A 17,251-nucleotide genomic window follows, 5' to 3' on the forward strand; every position below is an offset into this window, starting at 1 on the left:
CAGAAGAGAAAGAGGAGAGGGAATCCGTCGGTGAGGTCAGGCGCCGCCGGCGGTGAGCCAGGCGTACTTCCCGGACTTCCCGACGGGAATGTGGGTTCGGTGCTCGATTCGGCAGCGACGACCGGTCAGTTCGTCGAGCCCCTGCCGCAGCGCCTCCGCCTCCCCGGTTCCGACGGGCTCGCCGGTGAACGTCGTGTACAGGAGAGTGGCCTCCTTGTCGCCGTGGACGTCGAGCCGGTGGACGAAGACCGCGTCGGACGCGTCGCCCATGAGGCGGTCGAGATCGCCTTGGGCGACCGGTCCCTGCGATGTGCTCAGCAACTCCTTCACCCGGCCGCAGAACTGGACGATGGTCTCCGGGTCCGGCTCGCCGTCCGAGGTGCGCACGCAGTCCCCCGTCCGGTAGCGGACCAGTGGCATGTAGGGGTTGCGCACACTGGTCACGACGAGCTCGTGGATCGTGCTTCCGTGGGCCACCGGGAGGAGTTCGACGCTCATCCCGTCGAGGTGGGGCCGGTACCGGCCGTCACGGTCGCTGAAGTACAGGTAGCCCAGTTCCGTGCTGCCGAAGAGGTCGATGACGGGGCAGCCGAAGTGGCCGTGCAGGTAGCGCCGTACGTTCACCGGGGTGTACTCGTAGGCGTGGATGATGCTGGCGGGCGGGGGGAAGGCGTCCCACAGGTTCCAGGCCAGGGCCTTCCGCACCAGATGCGCCAGGTGGTAGCCGGAGCAGTCGAGGTGGTAGAGCCCCTGGGGGTGGTTCCTCCGCACCCGATCGATCTCGTCGAGCATGCGCATCACCTCCCCACGGTCCCATGTCGCCGGATCGAGATGGAGGTTGAGGTAGCAGGTGCGCTCGTCCAGCCAGCGGTCATCGAGTGTGGGTACGGGGCCGGGCTCGACGCCCCGCCGGGCGGCGTTGATCCTCGCCACGTGCTCCGTCGCGAGCACCGTGGTCAGGGAGACTCGGCGGCAGCCCGACCGCCACGTCTCGGCGATGTCGGGGTGGCTGCTCCACAACTCGTAGTAGGAGTACAGCAGGAAGTACGGAGGCCGGATGATCTGCATGCGCGCGTGGTTGGTCCCGGTGGACAGGACGAACTCCGCCTCACCCGATGCCAGTGCCGCCGCGAGTCGGGGCGTCATCCAGTTGTCGGGGAATCCCCGCGCGATCTCCGGCTTCTCCAGGAGGGGGAAGTAGCCCTCGGCCAACGCCTTCTGGTAGATCGGTATGTCGCGAACATGCTGGATCACCGTGTCGGTCGGCTGGCCCTTCATTAATTCCTTCTCATTTTGCGCATGGTCGAATCGGAACGGGACAAGGGGTCGACGATCGGGCGCCCGGAGCGCACCGGGGCAAGCAGGGGAACCTCCCACGAATTCACCCCGGGCGCCCTCGCCGAGGCGTCAGGAGATACAGCCGGCCTTCGGGGTCGCACTGATGCAGCCACTCTTGGGCGTTGCGCTGATGCACCCGTTCTTCGCCTGCAGCTGCGCGGAGTTGACGGCCAGCCAGTTCTTCCAGACGTCGTCCTCTGCCATCCTCCGGATGAGCTGTTCCATGATTATCTCCGATGCTCGTGGAAGGCTTACTTCGTGCGGACCGATCACGGAGGCACTACCTGATGACGCGCTCCTGGCGATCCGCTCGGTGAATTTAGAAGCGCGATCGGCGGACTGTCAACGATTGGTAAAGAAGATTCATGAGAAGTGGTCTTGTCACAGCCGTCTTTGGCGTGATCCCGACGACTCGGCGCTCCTTGGGCGCCGATGCGTCCGGCGCGTCAGCCCACGTCCCCCGTGCGCGGCGACGTGGGCTGACGGTCGCGCCATCGGAGAGGAGGGGACATCGGCCGGATGCCCGCAGCCCCGCGCATGAGAATCCTCTCCTCGTGTCCGGCGCCTGGATCATGAGCGGGCACAATGACCGGATGCTGTGGCACAGGCTGGGGTTGGCATTAGGAGCGGGAGTGGCCCTGCCGGCGCTGCTGATCGTGTGGCACTGGCCGGGGCAGCACTCTCCACCTTCCATGGGCCCTGCGGTCGTCCTGGGGCCTCCCCTCGCGCAGGCACCTCCGGCCACTTCCGCGCCCCGCCCGGGCCGGCCGGCCGAACCTTCCCCCACCTTCCCGCATCCCTCTGTCGCCTGCCCCCGCTCCGGTGGCAGCGAGGTGGCCGCCCTGCCTCCCCCGGAGACCGAGGACGACGACTTCTGGGACGACTTGACGGACTTGGAGGAACAGGACGGGTCGGGCTGCCTCTGGGAAGACGACGATGACGCCGAGCGGGACGACTGATGCCGAGTGTGTCGATCAGCGCTCGGTCCCGGATCGTGGGCTGGATGATGCTGCTGCTGAGCGCGGCTCTGGCCGTGCCCACCTTCGGGATCACGGTCCTCTGGCGGGCCGAGCTGGACCGCCAGGTCGACGTACAGCTCCGTGCCGAGGCGGACAAACTGCGTGCCTTCGCCCGGACCTCGCGTGACCCGCACTCCGGAGAGCCCTTCGGCACGGGGGCCGCGCTGCTCACGGCGTTCATGACGGTGCACCATCCCGCCCATGAAACGGCCTTCTTCAGTGTCGTCGACGGGCGCGCCGACCGGCGCAGCCCCGGTCCGGTGCCGACCCGTCTGGATCGGGATCCCGAGGTCGTGGCCATGGTGGCGGAAACGACCGATCCGGGCATCCGGTGGCTGGACACCCCGGCGGGGCGTGTCCGCTACGGCGTCGTCCCGGTGCGGGTGCGGGGCGACCGTGCCGACACCCGTCTCGTTCTGGTGGCCTTCCGGGACCGACAGTTGAGCCGGGAGTCGCAGATGGCGCGAACCCTGCTGGCCTCAGGAGGCGTCGCCCTGCTGGTCGCCGGGGCGGCGAGCTGGCTGGTGGCGGGCAGAGTGCTGGCTCCGATCCGACTGGTCCGGCAGACGGCGGAGCGAATCAGCGAGACCGACCTGACGCAGCGGCTGCCAGTACGGGGCAATGACGATGTGGCACTACTCGCTGAAACGTTCAACCATATGCTCGAACGGCTCTCCCAGGCCTTCACCTCACAGCGCCGCTTCCTCGACGAGGTGGCGCACGAACTGCGGACACCCATCACCGTCGTGCGCGGACATCTGGAACTGATGGACGCCGCCGAGGGCAACGAGGCCCACCAGACCCGCGCACTGCTCCTCAGCGAACTGAACCGGATGCGCCGGATCGTGGACGACCTCCTCCTCCTGGCACGGGCCGAGCGCCCGGACTTCCTCAACCTCGGCCCGACCTCGCTGACCGATCTGGCGGTCGACGTGGCGGCCAACGCGCAGGGGCTGGGACGTCGGCACTGGAAGGTCGCCGAAGTCGCCGACGCCACCGTTCGAGCGGATGGTCAGAGACTGACCCAGGCGCTGATGCAACTCGCCGCCAACGCGGTCGCCCACACGACCGAGACGGGCACCATCGAGATCGGTTCGCGTCTGCGGCACGGCCGGGTGGTGCTGTGGGTCGCCGACACCGGGCCGGGCGTGGCACCGGAGGATCGCGAGCGGATCTTCCACCGCTTCTACCAGGCCGATACGGCAAGCTCCGACACCGGTATCGGCATCGGGCTCGCGCTCGTCAGCGAGATCGCCCAAGCCCATGGCGGCGGCGCCCACGTCGAGGACGCTCCCGGCGGTGGCGCGCGCTTCGTCATCGACATTCCCGCACTGCACCCGACGACGGAGGACACCCACGGTGAGCCGGATCCTGATAGCGGAGGACGATGCAAGAATCGCCTCCTTCGTCGAAAAGGGGCTGAGCCGTAGCGGATACGTCACCCATGTCGTCGCCGATGGTGTCTCCGCCTACGAGCTCGCACGCGGCCGCGACTTCGACCTCCTGATCCTCGATCTCGGTCTGCCCGGCCGCGACGGACTGACGGTCCTGCGCAAGCTGAGAAACGCACGCGTCACCCTGCCCGTCATCATCCTCACCGCCCGTGACGCGGTGAGCGACGTCGTGGGTGGACTGGAGAGCGGGGCCGACGACTACATGTCCAAGCCCTTCGCCTTCGACGAGCTACTGGCGCGGGTACGGCTGCGGCTGCGCCGCGAGGAACCGCTGGACGGTTTCCTGCTGCGGGTCGGAGATCTGGTCCTCGACCTCCGTACCCGCCGGGTCCGGGCAGGGAACCGGGTCACCGACCTGTCCTCCCGCGAGTTCGCCCTGGCGGAGATCCTCATGCGCAATCCCGACCGGGTGCTCTCGCGGGAGCAACTGCTCAGCCATGTATGGGGGTTCGACTACGACCCCGGCTCGAACATCGTCGACGTCTACGTCCGCTACCTGCGGCGCAAGATCGGGGCCGAACGCGTCCAGACCGTGCGCGGGGTCGGCTACCGGCTCAGAGTCTGACCTTCGGCGCGAGTTCGAGCTGTGGCGGCCCCGCGCCGGCCTGTGTACGCGGCGCCCGGTCCACCGGCGGAATCGCCCGTGGGCCGTGGGCGGCCGCGGGTTGTTGCGCCCGCGAGCGCGTCCTGCTGGAGGGCGGCCTCCGGGTCCGGCTCATGAGAACTGTCTCACCGTCATCTCATTTCCAGCTCATGGTCTGGACCAATAGTGTTCCTGCGGGTCACCGGCGACGCGACGCCCTTGGGACGGCGCGTTCGGTCGCCGTGGCGCCATTCCGGGACCAGGGCGCCACCGCACCTACAGCAGGCATGGACGACCTCGACGGTTCCTCCGCGCGACGACTCGCAGCTGTTCCTCCGGCACCCGTGCCACTCCGTACACCCGAGAGCCCTGTCGCGCCGGTCGAAGCCGCCACCGGTACGACGAGCCACGCACCACTTCCCCAAGGAGGACACTCCTGTGTTGCAGATCATCGACCAGGCCCGGGACTTTCCTTCCCGCTACGGCGGAGAGGGACCCGGTCTCCAGGGCTTCGCGGACGGCCAACGGCCCTCCGCCATGTTCATCACCTGCTCCGACTCCCGTGTGGTCCCGACGCTGTTGACCGGCGTCGGCCCGGGCGAACTGTTCGAGTTGCGCACCGCCGGCAACATCGTTCCGCCGTACGACCCGGAGAACGCCACCAGCGAGATGGCGACGATCGAGTACGCGGTCTCCGTGCTGGAGGTGTCCGACATCATCCTCTGCGGGCACTCCCACTGCGGCGCCGTGGGAGCCGTGGCGCGTGGGGACGACCTGCGGACCCTGCCCGCGGTACGCGGCTGGCTCAGCCGGTCCGCCCCCACGGACGACGGCGGGCCCGACTTCGGCGACCTCGGTCCCGATGTCGCGCTGCCCGTGCAGCACCACGTCGTCGCGCAGATGCAGAGGCTCCGCGACTACCCCTGCGTGAGCGAGGCCGTCCGCGAGGGCCGGCTCGGCCTGCACGCCTGGTACTACGAGGTCCACACCGGCGCCGTCCAGGCCCACCAGATCGCCACGGGTACCTTCTCCTCCCTGTAGACGGCGGTGCCGGCGCGCGCGGTCCCCCGCCGCCCTCGGCTGCCGCTCCCCCCACCCCCAGGAGCTGAAGTCAATGAAGACCTCTCCACGTCTCCGGTTACAGCCGGACATCCTCTCCCGCGACCTGCTCGCATCGGTCGTGGTGTTCCTCGTCGCCGTCCCCCTGTGCGTCGGCATCGCCGTGGCCTCCGGTGTCCCCGCCGAACTGGGCCTGGTCACGGGAATCGTCGGAGGGCTGCTGGTCGGCGCGCTGCCGGGCAGCGCGCTTCAGGTCAGTGGCCCGGCCGCGGGTCTCACGGTCCTCGTGTTCGAGGCCGTGACCAGCCATGGCGTCGGTGCGCTCGGCATCCTCGTCCTGGCCACGGGACTGCTCCAGATCGCGCTCGGTGTCGTCGGCTTCGGAAGGTGGTTCCGTGCCATCTCCACCGCGGTCGTCCACGGCATGCTCGCCGGCATCGGCCTCGTCCTGATCGGCAGCCAGCTCTACGCCCTGGTGGGAGCCGAGGCGCACGGAAACGGTCTCGACAACCTAGCCGGCCTTCCGGAGCTGCTCACGAGGAGTGTGTCCGGAGCCCCGGCGCTCTCCTCCTGCGCGATCGGTGTCGGAGCCATCGCCGTGCTCATCCTGTGGAAGCGGCTTCCCGGACGCCTGCCCCGGCTGCTTCCCGGACCGCTGGTCGCCGTGGGTCTGGCCACCCTCGCGGTGGCGGTGCTGGACCTGCCCGTCGCCACCATCGAGGTCCGCGGCCTGATCGACTCCCTGAACCTGACGGGCCTGGACGACATCGGGCTGCTGGCGGATCCCGCGCTGCTGGGCGTCGTTCTCGCCTTCACGCTCATCGCCTCCGCGGAGTCCCTCTTCAGCGCCGCCGCCGTGGACCGGATGCACGACGGCCCGCGCACGCACTACAACAAGGAGCTCATCGCCCAGGGAGCGGGGAACACACTGTGTGGCCTCGTCGGCGCGCTGCCCATGACCGCCGTCATCGTGCGCAGCGCCGCCAACGTCCAGGCCGGTGCCCGTACCAAGATGTCCAGGATCCTCCACGGAGTGTGGCTGCTGCTGTTCGCGGCCCTGTTCCCCGCCGTCCTCGGTCTGATACCTGTGGCCGCGCTCGCCGGGGTGCTCATCCACGCCGGCGCGAAGCTCGTCCCGGTCAGGATGTTCGGGACGCTCTGGCGCGAACACCGTGGCGAGGCAGTGGTGCTGGCCACGACCGGACTGGCGATCATCGCCACGGACATGTTCATGGGTGTCCTGGTCGGCATCGGGGCGGCCGTTATCAAGACGGCGTGGGAGACCTCCGCTGTCCGTCTCGACATCGACGAGCGGGATGGGCGCACCACGGTCGCCCTCAGCGGCAGCGCCACCTTCCTGCGCCTTCCGCTGATCCTCGACACTCTGGAGGCGCTGCCGAAGGACCGGCCGGTGAAGATCGACCTCTCCCGGCTGCGTCACCTGGATCACGCCTGCCGTACCGCCCTTGACGCGTGGACCGCCCAGAACAGCGTCGGCGTCCGGGACCCCGGAGGCATGCCGGATCCGGCGCCGCGCAAGACCGCCCTCGTGGCTGCCGCACGGGGCGGCGACACCGGGGACGGCCCTCGCGGAACCACCTCTTGACGGACGTGCACCCCTTCTCTTCGTCTTCAGGAGGCTCCACCGCGCACCGGCACCACCAAGAGCGGTCACGTCCTTCGACCCGTTGACGCCCCACGCTGTCGGCGCGGCCGTCGCCGCGTCGACAGCTCTCGTTCGCACCGCCCGCCTTCCACTGCCCCGGAGAGCTCACCGTGAAGCTCCTGCCGAGTGGCCGACACCCCGATCTACCATGCCGCCGTCGAGCGCTGTCATCATCCACGCCTTACGAGCACACACCGTTGAGCGTCCGCGCCCACCTGCGCGCCCCAGAGGGGCGTGTCTTCCAGGGTGACCTCGACGCCTGTATCGCCGAGGTCCGCGGCGGCCAGGCGCGCCCGACGACGGCCCCCGAAGGAGCCTCATGCCCACGTCCACCGTCCGCGCCCCCTCGGACCACGCCGCCGACCGGGCGCCCAGCACCGAAGAACTGGTTGGCCCGACTCCGCACGAGGAGGTGGTACGTCAGGAAGCACCCGGACGCGAGACCGCCGCCGAGGAGGCCCTGCGCTGGATCCCCCTCTACACGGCCGCGTTCGGCCCCCTCGACGCCGACGCCCTGCCGCACTGGACGATCGTGCGGTTCCCGCACGACGAACCGCACATGTCGCTGGCGGAGATAGCCAGCCTGGCTGGCGGGACGGAGACGCCCGACGGACCGACGGTCCCCGTGCGGGACCACACGTGACCCAGACGGCCTCCTCAACCAGGGTGGCGGGTTTCTCCCGTGAACAGCGCCGCGCCCTGACGGTGCTCTGCATCTCGCAGACGCTCGGCGGCGCGGGCATGGCGGCCGGCATCACGGTCGGCGCGCTGCTCGCCCAGGACCTGCTCGGCTCGACCGGTCTGGCCGGACTCCCGGCCGCGCTCTACACCGCCGGAGCGGCCTTCGGAGCGGCGGGGCTCGGGCGCGTCGGCCAGCGCTTCGGGCGCCGTCCCGGGCTGGCGCTCGGCAACGGCATCGCCGCGCTGGGCAGCGCGGGCGTGGTAGCGGGAGCCGCGGCGCGCTGGCCCGTCCTGCTTCTGGCCGCCCTCTTCGTGTACGGGGCGGGTACGGTCACCGGTCTCCTGGCGCGCTACGCAGGCGCCGACCTCGCTCCACCCGAACGACGCGGCCGGGCCGCCGGAACCGTCCTGTTCGCCATGCCCCTGGGAGCGGTCGTCGGCCCGAACCTGACCGGACCCACCGGAGACCTCGCCGACACCTGGGGCCTGCCACGGCTGACGGGCCCCTTCCTGCTGGCGGCGGTCGCGTACGTGGCGGCCGCGCTCGTCCTGCTGGTGTGGTCGCGCCCGGACCAACTGCCCCCGACCCCGCCCCGGGAGCCCGGAGCCGCCCGTACCGGGCGCCCCGCCCCCGGGGTCGTCACCGGCGCCACCGTGATGATCACCGCGCAGCTGGTGATGATCGCCGTGATGACCATGACGCCCGTCCACATGGCGGGCCACGGCCACACGACACGGGCGGTGGGCCTGGTCATCGCCCTGCACGTGGGCGCGATGTTCCTGCCGTCACCGCTGAGCGGCCTGCTCGCGGACCGGATCGGCGGGCGGCGGGTCGCCGCCGCGGCCGGAGCCGTCCTGCTGGGCGCGGGTCTGCTCGCCGGCCTCGCCCCACCGCACTCCCTCCCCCTCCTGGCCTGCGCGCTGGTCCTGCTCGGAGTCGGCTGGAATCTGGCCCTGCTCGGCGGCACGGCCATGCTCACGGACGCCGCGCCCGCCGAGAACCGGGCCGCGGTGCAGGGCCTCGCGGACGTCGGGATGTCCGTGGCGGGCGCGACCGGCGGCATGGCCTCGGGACTGGTGATGGGTGCCGGCGGATACCCGGTCCTGGCCGCGGCAGCTGGTTCCCTTGCCCTCGCGGTCATCCCGGCCGTGGCGAGGGGCGGCAGCCGCCCCACCTGACGAGCGGCCGGCCGGCATGTGCGCGGGAGGACGACCCAGAACCCGTCACAGCAGCCTCTCCGCTCCCCTTCCCCTTCGTCCGTGGTCCGACAGAACAGGAGCCGCCAGATGAGCCGTCCGACGAGTTCTCCGACGAGCGCCCCGACGGTGTCCGCCGCCCGGCCACTCGCCGACGGCGACCGGGTCGACGCCGTGATCGTCGGGGCCGGGCTCTCCGGCCTCTACCAGCTCCACCGGCTGCGGGAGCTCGGCCTGACGGCCGTGGTCTTCGAGGCCGGCGACGACATCGGCGGAACGTGGTACTGGAACCGCTACCCCGGGGCCCGCTGCGACATCGAGAGCACGTCGTACTCCTACTCCTTCTCCCCGGAACTCGACCAGGAGTGGGAGTGGAGCGAACGCTACGCCGCCCAGCCGGAGATCCTGCGCTACATCCACCACGTCGCCGACCGGTTCGACCTGCGCGAGGACGTCGTCCTACGCACGCGCGTCATACGAGCCGTGTACGACGGACGCGACCATCGCTGGCGGCTGTCCACGGACGCCGGAGGGGCCGTCACCGCCCGCTTCGTGATCCTGACGACAGGCTGCATGTCGGTCCCGAATGATCCGCGGATTCCCGGGGCCGACAGCTTCACCGGCGCCGTCCACCACACCGCACGGTGGCCGCGCGAGGACGTCTCCTTCGCCGGGAAGAGGGTCGCCGTGATCGGCACCGGATGCTCGGGCGTCCAGGCCGTTCCCGTCATCGCCGAGGAGGCGGCCTCCCTGACCGTCTTCCAGCGCACCCCGGCCTACGTCCTGCCGGCCCGCAACCGCCCGCTGCGGGCCACGGAGCGCGCGGCGCTCAAAGCCGGGTACCCCGAGTTCCGGCAGGCGCAGCGGCGCTCGCGGGGCGGGACCGTCTTCGCGCCCCCGACCCGCTCGGCGCTGGAGGCGGACGAGGCGGAGCGCACCGCCGCCTACGAGGCGGCCTGGGACGAGGGCTTCCTCAACGGACTGCTGCGCACCTACACCGACATCCTCACCGACGAGAAGGCCAACGAGACCGTGGCGGAGTTCGTCCGGTCCAAGATCCGGTCGATCGTGACCGACCCCGCGACGGCGGAACTGCTCTCCCCGCGCACGTTCCCGTTCGCGACCAAGCGCCCCTGCCTGGGAACCGGCTACTACGAGACGTACAACCTCCCGCACGTGGCGCTCGTCGACCTGCGCGCGACCCCGATCGAGCGGATCACCCCCCGAGGCATCCGGATCTCGGACGGGGAGCACGACCTCGACGTGATCGTCCTCGCCACCGGCTTCGACGCCCTCACCGGCTCCCAGATCGCCATCGACATCGTGGGAAAGGGAGGCATGACACTCCGTGAGCGGTGGGCCGAAGGCCCCCGAAACCACCTCGGGCTCGTCTCGGCCGGCTTCCCCAACCTCTTCACCGTCCTCGGGCCGCTCAGCCCCTCCGTACTCACCAACATCACCGTGTCCCTCGAACAACAGGTCGAGTGGATCACCGACTGCATCGACCACCTGCTCAGGAACGGCCTCACCGAGATCGACGCCACCCCGTCCGCCGAGGCCGCCTGGGGGACACGCGTGGCGGAACTCGCCGCCCGCACGCTCTACCCGGCAGTGGACTCCTGGTACACGGGGGCGAACGTCCCGGGCAAGCCCCGCGTGTTCCTCGCCTACGCGGGCGGGCTCGACCGGTACAGGGAAGAGTGTGACGCCGTGGCCCGCGCGGGTTACGCGGGCTTCGTCCTCTCCTCCTCCACGGACGGGCGTTCCCTGTCGGACCCCTACTGATCCGAAACGCTTGGGGTTCAGGCTCGTTGACCGTGCGTGACCGATCTGGTGGAGGATGCTCGGATATGGTCGCCGGACGCGCAGGAGGCTGTGCGGTTGCTGGCGGTGTCCGCGGTGGTGGAAGGCCGGGACCGGCCGGAGGCTGCGGCCCTGTTCAGGGTGTCGGTCAGGGCCGTGGACAACTGGTGGGCCAAGTGGCAGGCGGGTGGCCAGGACGCGTTGCCGTCCCGGCCGCGAGGCCGCCGCACAGGCGAGCATCAGGTGCTGTCCGAGACCGAGCAGGCCGCCGTGCGGCAGGCGGTCCTCGATCACATCCCCTGCGACCTGGGACTTTTTCCGGTCAGCTGTGGACGCGGGGGCTGATAGGCGAGCTGATCATCAAGCTGTACCGGGTCCGCTTCACCGAGCCGGGAGTGGCCAATTACCTGAAGCGGTGGGACCTGACCTTCCAGCGGCTGGACAAGCGGTCGGTCGAGCAGGCCCCGGCGGCGGTCCGCCTCTGGTGCGAAGAGGCCTGGCCGGCTATCCGGGCCAGGGCGAAGGCGGAAGGCATCGAAGTCTTCTTCGGCGACCAGGTCGGGATCCGCTCGGACCAGGTCACCGGCCGCACCTGGGGCGAGCAGGGACGGACGCCGGTCGTCCGCCGCACCGGCAACCGGTTCTTCGTGAACGCGATGCCCGCGAACGAAGGGGCGGATGCACTTCAAGGTCTTCACCGAGACCTTCGACGCGAACGTCAGGTGCCGCTTCCTCGCCCGGCTCGCCGACCACGTCGACGAGATCGAGCTGCACTTCCTGCCCTCGTACTCAGCCGAGCTGAAACCGGGCGAGCTGGTCAACGCCGACCTCAAACGCAGCCTGCCCCCACACACCGAGTCAGGAACCAGCCCGAACTCGCCGCCGAGACTCGAAGCCCCGCACGTCCGCTACGTCCTCGACGAGTGAACCCGATGACTTTCTGATCAATATGTCGAGTGCGTCGTGAACCTTGAGACTTGAACCACGGGCACGCGGGTTCAGGGCGTGACGATGGCGAAGTCGGGGTCGGGCCGTCCGAGGTGGCCGAGGAGTTCGGTGAGCTTGGCGGTGTCGCCGGTGGCCCGGACACCTTCCCTGGTGAGAAGATCCGCTGGGGAGAGGGTGCCGAGGAGGACAGCGCGCAGGTCGGCTTCGGCGAGGGTGATGTCGAGATCGGGGTTCGCGTCGAGGGGAACCCTGGCGGACCCGTGGGTGAGGACGCCGTTACGCAGGCGCAGGGTGACCGGGTCGGCTCCCGTAATGTTCCAGCGGATGGTGATGTCGGCGTGCCAGGAGCGGGGGCCGTCGACGCGGATCGCAGCGGCGTCGAAGAGCTGCTCCAGAGTGAGGGCCGCCAGGAAGTCGGGGGACGCGGTGGTGGTCGGGGTTCCGACCGCTCCTTCGCGCAGTTCCAGGGCGCCCATGAGGTAGAAGTTGCGCCAGGTGCCGTTCTCGCTGCCGTAGCCGAGCTGTTCCAAGGCCCGGGCCTGGAGGTCACGGGCCTCAGGGTTGTCCGGGTCCGCGAAGAGGACGTGGTTGACGACCTGCGCCACCCAACGGAAGTCCCCCTCGTCGAAGGACGTGCGGGCTCGGCGCAGGACCTCCCCGGCTCCGCCCATGAACTCGACGTAGCGTTTGGCGGCCTCGGTGGGCGGGTGCTCCCACAGGTGCGCTGGGTTGCCGTCGAACCAGCCGAGGTAGCGCTGGTAGACGGCCTTCGTGTTGTGGCTGACGGAGCCGTAGTAGCCGTGGGTGTGCCAGGCCTGTTCAAGTACGGGCGGCATCTCCATCCGCTCGGCGATCTCCAGCGGGGTGAACCCCTCGTTGATCATGCGCAGGGTCTGGTCGTGCAGGTAGGCGTACAGATCGCGCTGCTCGTTGAGGAAGGTGATTACCCGGTCCCGGCCCCACACCGGCCAATGGTGCGAGGCGAAGGCGACGTCGGTGTCCGCCCCGAAGAGGGTGACGGCCTCGGCGAGGTAGCGGGCCCACGTACGCGGGTCGCGCACTTCCGCGCCGCGCAGGGTCAGCAGGTTGTGGAGGTTGTGGGTGGCGTTCTCGGCCATGCACAGGGCCCGGTGGTCGGGGAAGTGGATGTTCAACTCGGCCGGCGCCTCCGTGCCTGGGGTGAGCTGGAAGACCATGCGGATGCCGTCCACCTCCTCCTCCTGACCGGTCCGCAAGATGGTGAGGGTCGGAGGGATCAGGCCGACGCTTCCGGTGGAGGTCGTCTGGCCCAGCCCGGCACCGACCTGCCCGCGTTCGCCCCTGGGCAGCGCCGCGCCGTACATGTACGCGGCGCGCCGGGCCATCGCGGTACCCGCGTAGACATTCTCGCTCACCGCGTGCTCCAGGAAGCCGTACGGGGCGATCACCGGGATTCCCGCCGCCAACTCGGCCTCCCCGACGACGCCGCGCACCCCACCGAAGTGGTCGACGTGACTGTGGGTGTACAGCACCGCGGTGACGGGGCGCTGACCGCGGTGGGCGCGGTAGAGGGCCAGGGCGGCAGCGGCCGTCTCAGATGAGATCAGCGGATCGATGACCAGGACGCCCCGCTCCCCCTCGACCAGCGTCATGTTCGACAGGTCGAAGCCGCGGACTTGGTAGATGCCCTCGGCAACCTCGAACAGGCCGTGGTCGGCGACCAGACGGCTCTGGCGCCACAGACTCGGATTGACCGTCGCAGGGCAGTCACCCGCCAGGAAACCGTAGGCGTCCAGGTCCCACACCGCACCGTCGGCACCGCGTACGAGCGGGTCGCGCGCCGTACCCAGGAAGCCCCGGCGCGCGTCCTCGAGGTCACGGGTGTCATCGAACGGGAAACGGCGCAGGACCGCCGCGTTCGCCTCCACGATGGACGGCTCGGCAGGCGCGGGCCCTGTGCTGCGGTTCATGCTGCTCTCCTCGGCGTGCTGTTCTGCACGTCGCCCGCCGACAGCGGGCCGTTCCCCCCACCCTCGCGGCTGGGGCAACGGGCCACGAGCCGGATGAGCCGTCCGGGTGGTGTCGGTCGCCGCTCCGCTTCCGGGCTGCCGCCGACGAAGGTCGTCCCGATACTCGGGGGATGATCAGCACACTGCGCGGCTGGGTCCTTCCCGCGAATCAGCGCCGGTCCCTGGAGGCACGGCTGGGTGGGGTCCACCATCTCGGTCGTCGCCGAGCGAGCCTTGCGGGGTGCGGCCCAGCACCACTTCCCGACTTGCAAGGACCTGTTCACCTGGCCGAGGAACGCTCGGCCGCCCTGCGTGCTCCCCGTCCAGGGCCTCGCCAACTTTTGACCGACGACGACACCGCCGGGCAGCATGGGTGGTCGCGCAGTGGGGCGGTGCTGGTGGACGGGCTGGGGTGACGGGGAGCGGCGTATGCCGTCCCACCTCGCCGAACCGGCTCGTCCCTTCTATGTTGGTACTCCAGGACCGGCCGGAACACGGCATCGAGTGATCCCAGCACGTCTGTCGTGGTCCTGATCCGGGCGGGTCGCGAGTGCCCCTGGCCGGAGAGTGGACAGGAGGTGCGGCGATGGAGTGGCTGCGAGCCGCAGGGCCGATGGTGCGTTCGTCGGCCGCGCTGCCCCTGGGCGTCATGCTGGGTGTCGCGGTGGTGGACGCGCTGACGGGGCCTGAGTACAACCTGCTGCCGGTGTACGCCGCCGGCCCGGCGATCGCCGCAGGGCGTGGAAGCATCCGGAACGTCGTGACGATGGGGGGCGTCGCCGCCCTGCTGTGCCTGCTGTTCGCGGCACATGCCGACCGGTTTGGCGCGCTGCGCATGTACGTCGCGCTGGCCGCTATCGCGTACGTCACGCTCGCCGCCGTCTACGCCGCGTGGATCAGGCTCAAAACCGAGCGACGCCTCGTCGACGTGCAGGAGGTGGCCAGGACGCTGGAGGACGTGCTCTTCGTTCCCCTGCCACCGGTGCTCGGCCCCGTACGGATCGGTGCCTCCTACGTATCCGCGAGCCGGGCCACCCGTGTCGGAGGGGACCTGTACAAGGCGGTGCCCTCCCCCTACGGCGTACGCCTCGTCATCGCTGATGTCCAGGGCAAAGGGCTGGGCACCATTCGCTGCGCTGCCGTGGTGCTGGCCGCGTTCCGTGAGGCCGGTCCGGAGTACGAGGACCTCACGGAGGTCGGCCGACGCATCGAATCCGCCCTGAAACGCTCCACTGACGGCAAACGGTTCGTGACCGGCATCCTCGCCCAGATCAGCCCGGACGGACAGCTCCTCGCCTTCAACCAGGGTCACCCCGCGCCCCTGCTGCGCACCGCTGATGGTGGCATCAGGTTCCTCGAGCCGGACGAGCCGGTGCCGCCTTTCGGGCTCACCGGGCTGGCAGGCTCCGGCAACGTGCTGGACAGTGTCACGCGACTGGCCCTGCAACCAGGGGACCGGCTCCTGCTCTACACCGACGGTCTGAGTGAGGCGCGGGACCGGGACGGGCGGTTCTACCCGGTGGCCGAGCGGGCGGGGCCGCTTCTGGATGAAGGCAGCCCCGAGGAAGCTCTTCGCCGCGTACGTGCCGACGTCGCCGCCTTCACCGGAGCGGTGCCTGACGACGATTCCGCCCTGATTCTGGTGGAGTTCGCCCCGGGGGCGGTCCCGTAGGATGCCGGGGTCGTGGTGCCGGCCGGAGATCTGGACTGTAAATCGTTCGGCTCTGTCTCATATTCGGTGGTGACGGAGAGTGCCGCTATCCGAGGAGGATGCGGTGGCGAAGAGGGTGAAGCCTGCTCGTCCGTGCATCTGACGCGCGATCCGCTTGGTCTTGGTTTGGTCTTGGTGTTGACGCCTTCGGTGGGGCCGTTGCTGTACGGAAGTGTGAGTGCGGCGATCACAGCGTCGCGGTCTCGGTCCAGGCTCCGGGTGAAGGCGTGCAGATGGGGCAGATCGGCTGAGCGAACCTTGAAAATCCAGCGCGAGAGACCGTCGGCATTACCTTCGCAAGGTGTCAGGAGTTCGGCGAAGCCTTCGGCAACGGCGGCCAGCTGGGTCATCTCGGGGCAGGCAGCGGTAAGGCGGGCCAGAAGACCGCGATGCTCGGCCTTGAGGTTGTCGGGCCTGGCGAGGATCATCGGGGCGAGCCGGAGCGGGGAGACGTGCCTGCGGTCGGCGTCCGCGCGGCCCTGGTTGATGTACTTGTGCAAGAGGTTCAGACATCCGGTGAACCCAAGGGCCTTGATCTCTTCGAAGAGGTGCTGGACGGGGACGGCCGGGTCCGCAGCACGACGTCTGCGCAGGTGTTCGCGGCAGGAGTCGACGAGGCTGGCGCGGTACTTGGGGACTCGGAGCATCCGCTCGGGCCGGTCGGCTCGCGCATAGCGTTTGACGGTGTTCAGGGCCAGTTGCAGGCGGCGGGCGCATTCGAGTAGGCCCACACCCTTCTCGAGCAGGTCGTGGACCTGGTGCCAGCGCTCCAGAGTCGTCTGCGCGCGGGGTCCGTCGTAGATGGGCGCGTCTAGCTCGGCGGCCCAGCAGGTGCTGTGTGCCTTCACCTCGCTCAGGGCGGCTTCGCACAGGTTATGCCATAGGTGCCACCGGTCGGCGACCTGGACTGCGTCGGGCAGGGCGCGGCGGATGGCCTCGGCGTAGGTCGTGGAGCCGTCTCGGCACACGACCTCGACGCCCGGATGCTTGAGCAGCCACGCTTCCAGCGTGTCGGCGGTGCGGTCGGGCAGTACGTCGATCCGTTCATGGATCTCGGCGTCGATCACCACGGTGGCGTAGCGATGCCGCCGGCGCAGGGCGAAGTCGTCGACGCCGATCACGCGGGGCACCCGCCCGGTGGGCAACGGGATACGCAGCAGGGTCCGCAGGGCCGTGTGACGCGACACGCCCACCGCGAGTATCGCCAGCAAACGCGATCCAGCCCGGCCCGCTAACTCTTTGACCACGGCCTTGACCTGCCTGGTCAGACGGGCCGTACGACGCTGGTATCGCTCCAGCACTCCGGGCATCTGCTCGCGGAAGGTCTGCCGACAGCCGCGTATGGGACACACCAGACGCCGCACCCGCACACGGACCACCACCCGGCGGTCGTCGACCGGCACGTCGGCGACTGTCCGCCAGTGGTAGCTGCGCACCCGCCCCGCCGACGCCCCGCACCCCGGACAGATCACGGCCTCCTGCGAAGTCCGGGCCCGCACCACAATCCGTTCACCCTCGTCGGCCACATCCCCGATGACCAGCGGGAAGAGACCCGAAAACACCATCTGCACAAGCTCGTTGACATCCTTCATGTGATGGCCAACGACCCTCACGACGCCCCGTCACCACCGGATATGAGACAGAGCCGTTCGATTGACAGACCCGAGTACTAGCTGTCCGGTGCCCCGCTGCCACGGGGCACCGGACTCTCGCTTCCCGTCGCCCAAGGGGAGGCCCCGGTGCGGCTCGCGGCCTCTATCAGCGATCCCCGGCCGGGCCAAATCACGGATTCTGCGGATCCTCT

12 protein-coding genes and 3 pseudogenes are annotated in these 17,251 nt (G+C 69.8%); 11 read left to right on the plus strand and 4 right to left on the minus strand.

The window, feature by feature from the left end; translation table 11 throughout:
- Nucleotides 1-36: 36 nt before the first annotated feature.
- Both IE326_RS00415 and IE326_RS00420 read right to left on the minus strand, forming a co-directional pair.
- The gene (locus tag IE326_RS00415) at nucleotides 37-1,278 is read right to left on the minus strand and encodes a phenylacetate--CoA ligase family protein (RefSeq protein ID WP_190040450.1); all 1,242 of its coding nucleotides are present in this window, start codon (nucleotides 1,276-1,278) and stop codon (nucleotides 37-39) included.
- Nucleotides 1,279-1,407: 129 nt separating this feature from the next.
- Nucleotides 1,408-1,563 carry a hypothetical protein gene (locus IE326_RS00420; RefSeq protein ID WP_190040451.1) on the minus strand — a complete coding sequence of 52 codons (156 nt, stop codon included), beginning with the start codon at nucleotides 1,561-1,563 and terminating at the stop codon, nucleotides 1,408-1,410.
- Nucleotides 1,564-2,341: 778 nt separating this feature from the next.
- Here IE326_RS00420 and IE326_RS00425 point away from each other — a divergent pair.
- The 10 genes and pseudogenes from IE326_RS00425 to IE326_RS42005 all read left to right on the plus strand — a co-directional run bounded on the left by IE326_RS00425 (nucleotide 2,342) and on the right by IE326_RS42005 (nucleotide 11,727).
- Entirely contained in the window at nucleotides 2,342-3,787 is a 1,446-nt protein-coding gene (locus IE326_RS00425) for a sensor histidine kinase (protein WP_190040452.1), read from the plus strand.
- On the plus strand, nucleotides 3,717-4,376 hold the full coding sequence (locus tag IE326_RS00430; RefSeq protein ID WP_190040453.1) for a response regulator transcription factor: 660 nt from the start codon (nucleotides 3,717-3,719) through the stop codon (nucleotides 4,374-4,376). The genes IE326_RS00425 and IE326_RS00430 overlap by 71 nt, the downstream gene beginning before the upstream one ends.
- 456 nt (nucleotides 4,377-4,832) lie before the next feature.
- On the plus strand, nucleotides 4,833-5,435 hold the full coding sequence (locus IE326_RS00435) for a carbonic anhydrase (protein WP_190040454.1): 603 nt from the start codon (nucleotides 4,833-4,835) through the stop codon (nucleotides 5,433-5,435).
- A gap of 73 nt (nucleotides 5,436-5,508) precedes the next feature.
- The gene (locus tag IE326_RS00440; protein ID WP_190040455.1) at nucleotides 5,509-7,059 is read left to right on the plus strand and encodes a SulP family inorganic anion transporter; all 1,551 of its coding nucleotides are present in this window, start codon (nucleotides 5,509-5,511) and stop codon (nucleotides 7,057-7,059) included.
- A 481-nt stretch (nucleotides 7,060-7,540) separates the two neighbouring features.
- Nucleotides 7,541-7,762: pseudogene (locus IE326_RS00445) on the plus strand (hypothetical protein); the annotation flags it as partial.
- Nucleotides 7,759-8,979 carry an MFS transporter gene (locus tag IE326_RS00450; protein WP_190040457.1) on the plus strand — a complete coding sequence of 407 codons (1,221 nt, stop codon included), beginning with the start codon at nucleotides 7,759-7,761 and terminating at the stop codon, nucleotides 8,977-8,979. The pseudogene IE326_RS00445 and the gene IE326_RS00450, both read left to right, overlap by 4 nt.
- 108 nt (nucleotides 8,980-9,087) lie before the next feature.
- Complete coding sequence (locus IE326_RS00455) at nucleotides 9,088-10,782, plus strand: flavin-containing monooxygenase (protein WP_190040458.1); 1,695 nt, start codon at nucleotides 9,088-9,090, stop codon at nucleotides 10,780-10,782.
- 36 nt (nucleotides 10,783-10,818) lie between these two features.
- Nucleotides 10,819-11,145 carry a helix-turn-helix domain-containing protein gene (locus IE326_RS41995; protein WP_190040459.1) on the plus strand — a complete coding sequence of 109 codons (327 nt, stop codon included), beginning with the start codon at nucleotides 10,819-10,821 and terminating at the stop codon, nucleotides 11,143-11,145.
- A gap of 20 nt (nucleotides 11,146-11,165) precedes the next feature.
- Nucleotides 11,166-11,234, plus strand: a pseudogene (locus IE326_RS42000) (hypothetical protein); the annotation flags it as partial.
- 244 nt (nucleotides 11,235-11,478) lie between these two features.
- The gene (locus IE326_RS42005; RefSeq protein WP_190042291.1) at nucleotides 11,479-11,727 is read left to right on the plus strand and encodes a hypothetical protein; all 249 of its coding nucleotides are present in this window, start codon (nucleotides 11,479-11,481) and stop codon (nucleotides 11,725-11,727) included.
- Between the two features lie 71 nt (nucleotides 11,728-11,798).
- Here the strand turns inward: IE326_RS42005 and IE326_RS00470 are convergent, their stop codons facing one another.
- On the minus strand, nucleotides 11,799-13,697 hold the full coding sequence (locus IE326_RS00470) for an alkyl/aryl-sulfatase (protein WP_190040460.1): 1,899 nt from the start codon (nucleotides 13,695-13,697) through the stop codon (nucleotides 11,799-11,801).
- A 625-nt stretch (nucleotides 13,698-14,322) separates the two neighbouring features.
- Here IE326_RS00470 and IE326_RS00475 point away from each other — a divergent pair.
- Nucleotides 14,323-15,408: a PP2C family protein-serine/threonine phosphatase gene (locus tag IE326_RS00475; RefSeq protein ID WP_190040461.1), complete on the plus strand. Its 1,086-nt coding sequence runs from the start codon at nucleotides 14,323-14,325 to the stop codon at nucleotides 15,406-15,408.
- A gap of 85 nt (nucleotides 15,409-15,493) precedes the next feature.
- Here the strand turns inward: IE326_RS00475 and IE326_RS00480 are convergent.
- A pseudogene (locus IE326_RS00480) lies at nucleotides 15,494-17,039 on the minus strand (ISL3 family transposase).
- Nucleotides 17,040-17,251: the final 212 nt, after the last annotated feature.

It is taken from the genome of Streptomyces filamentosus (assembly GCF_014654895.1).
Classification (GTDB): Bacteria; Actinomycetota; Actinomycetes; order Streptomycetales; family Streptomycetaceae; genus Streptomyces; species Streptomyces filamentosus.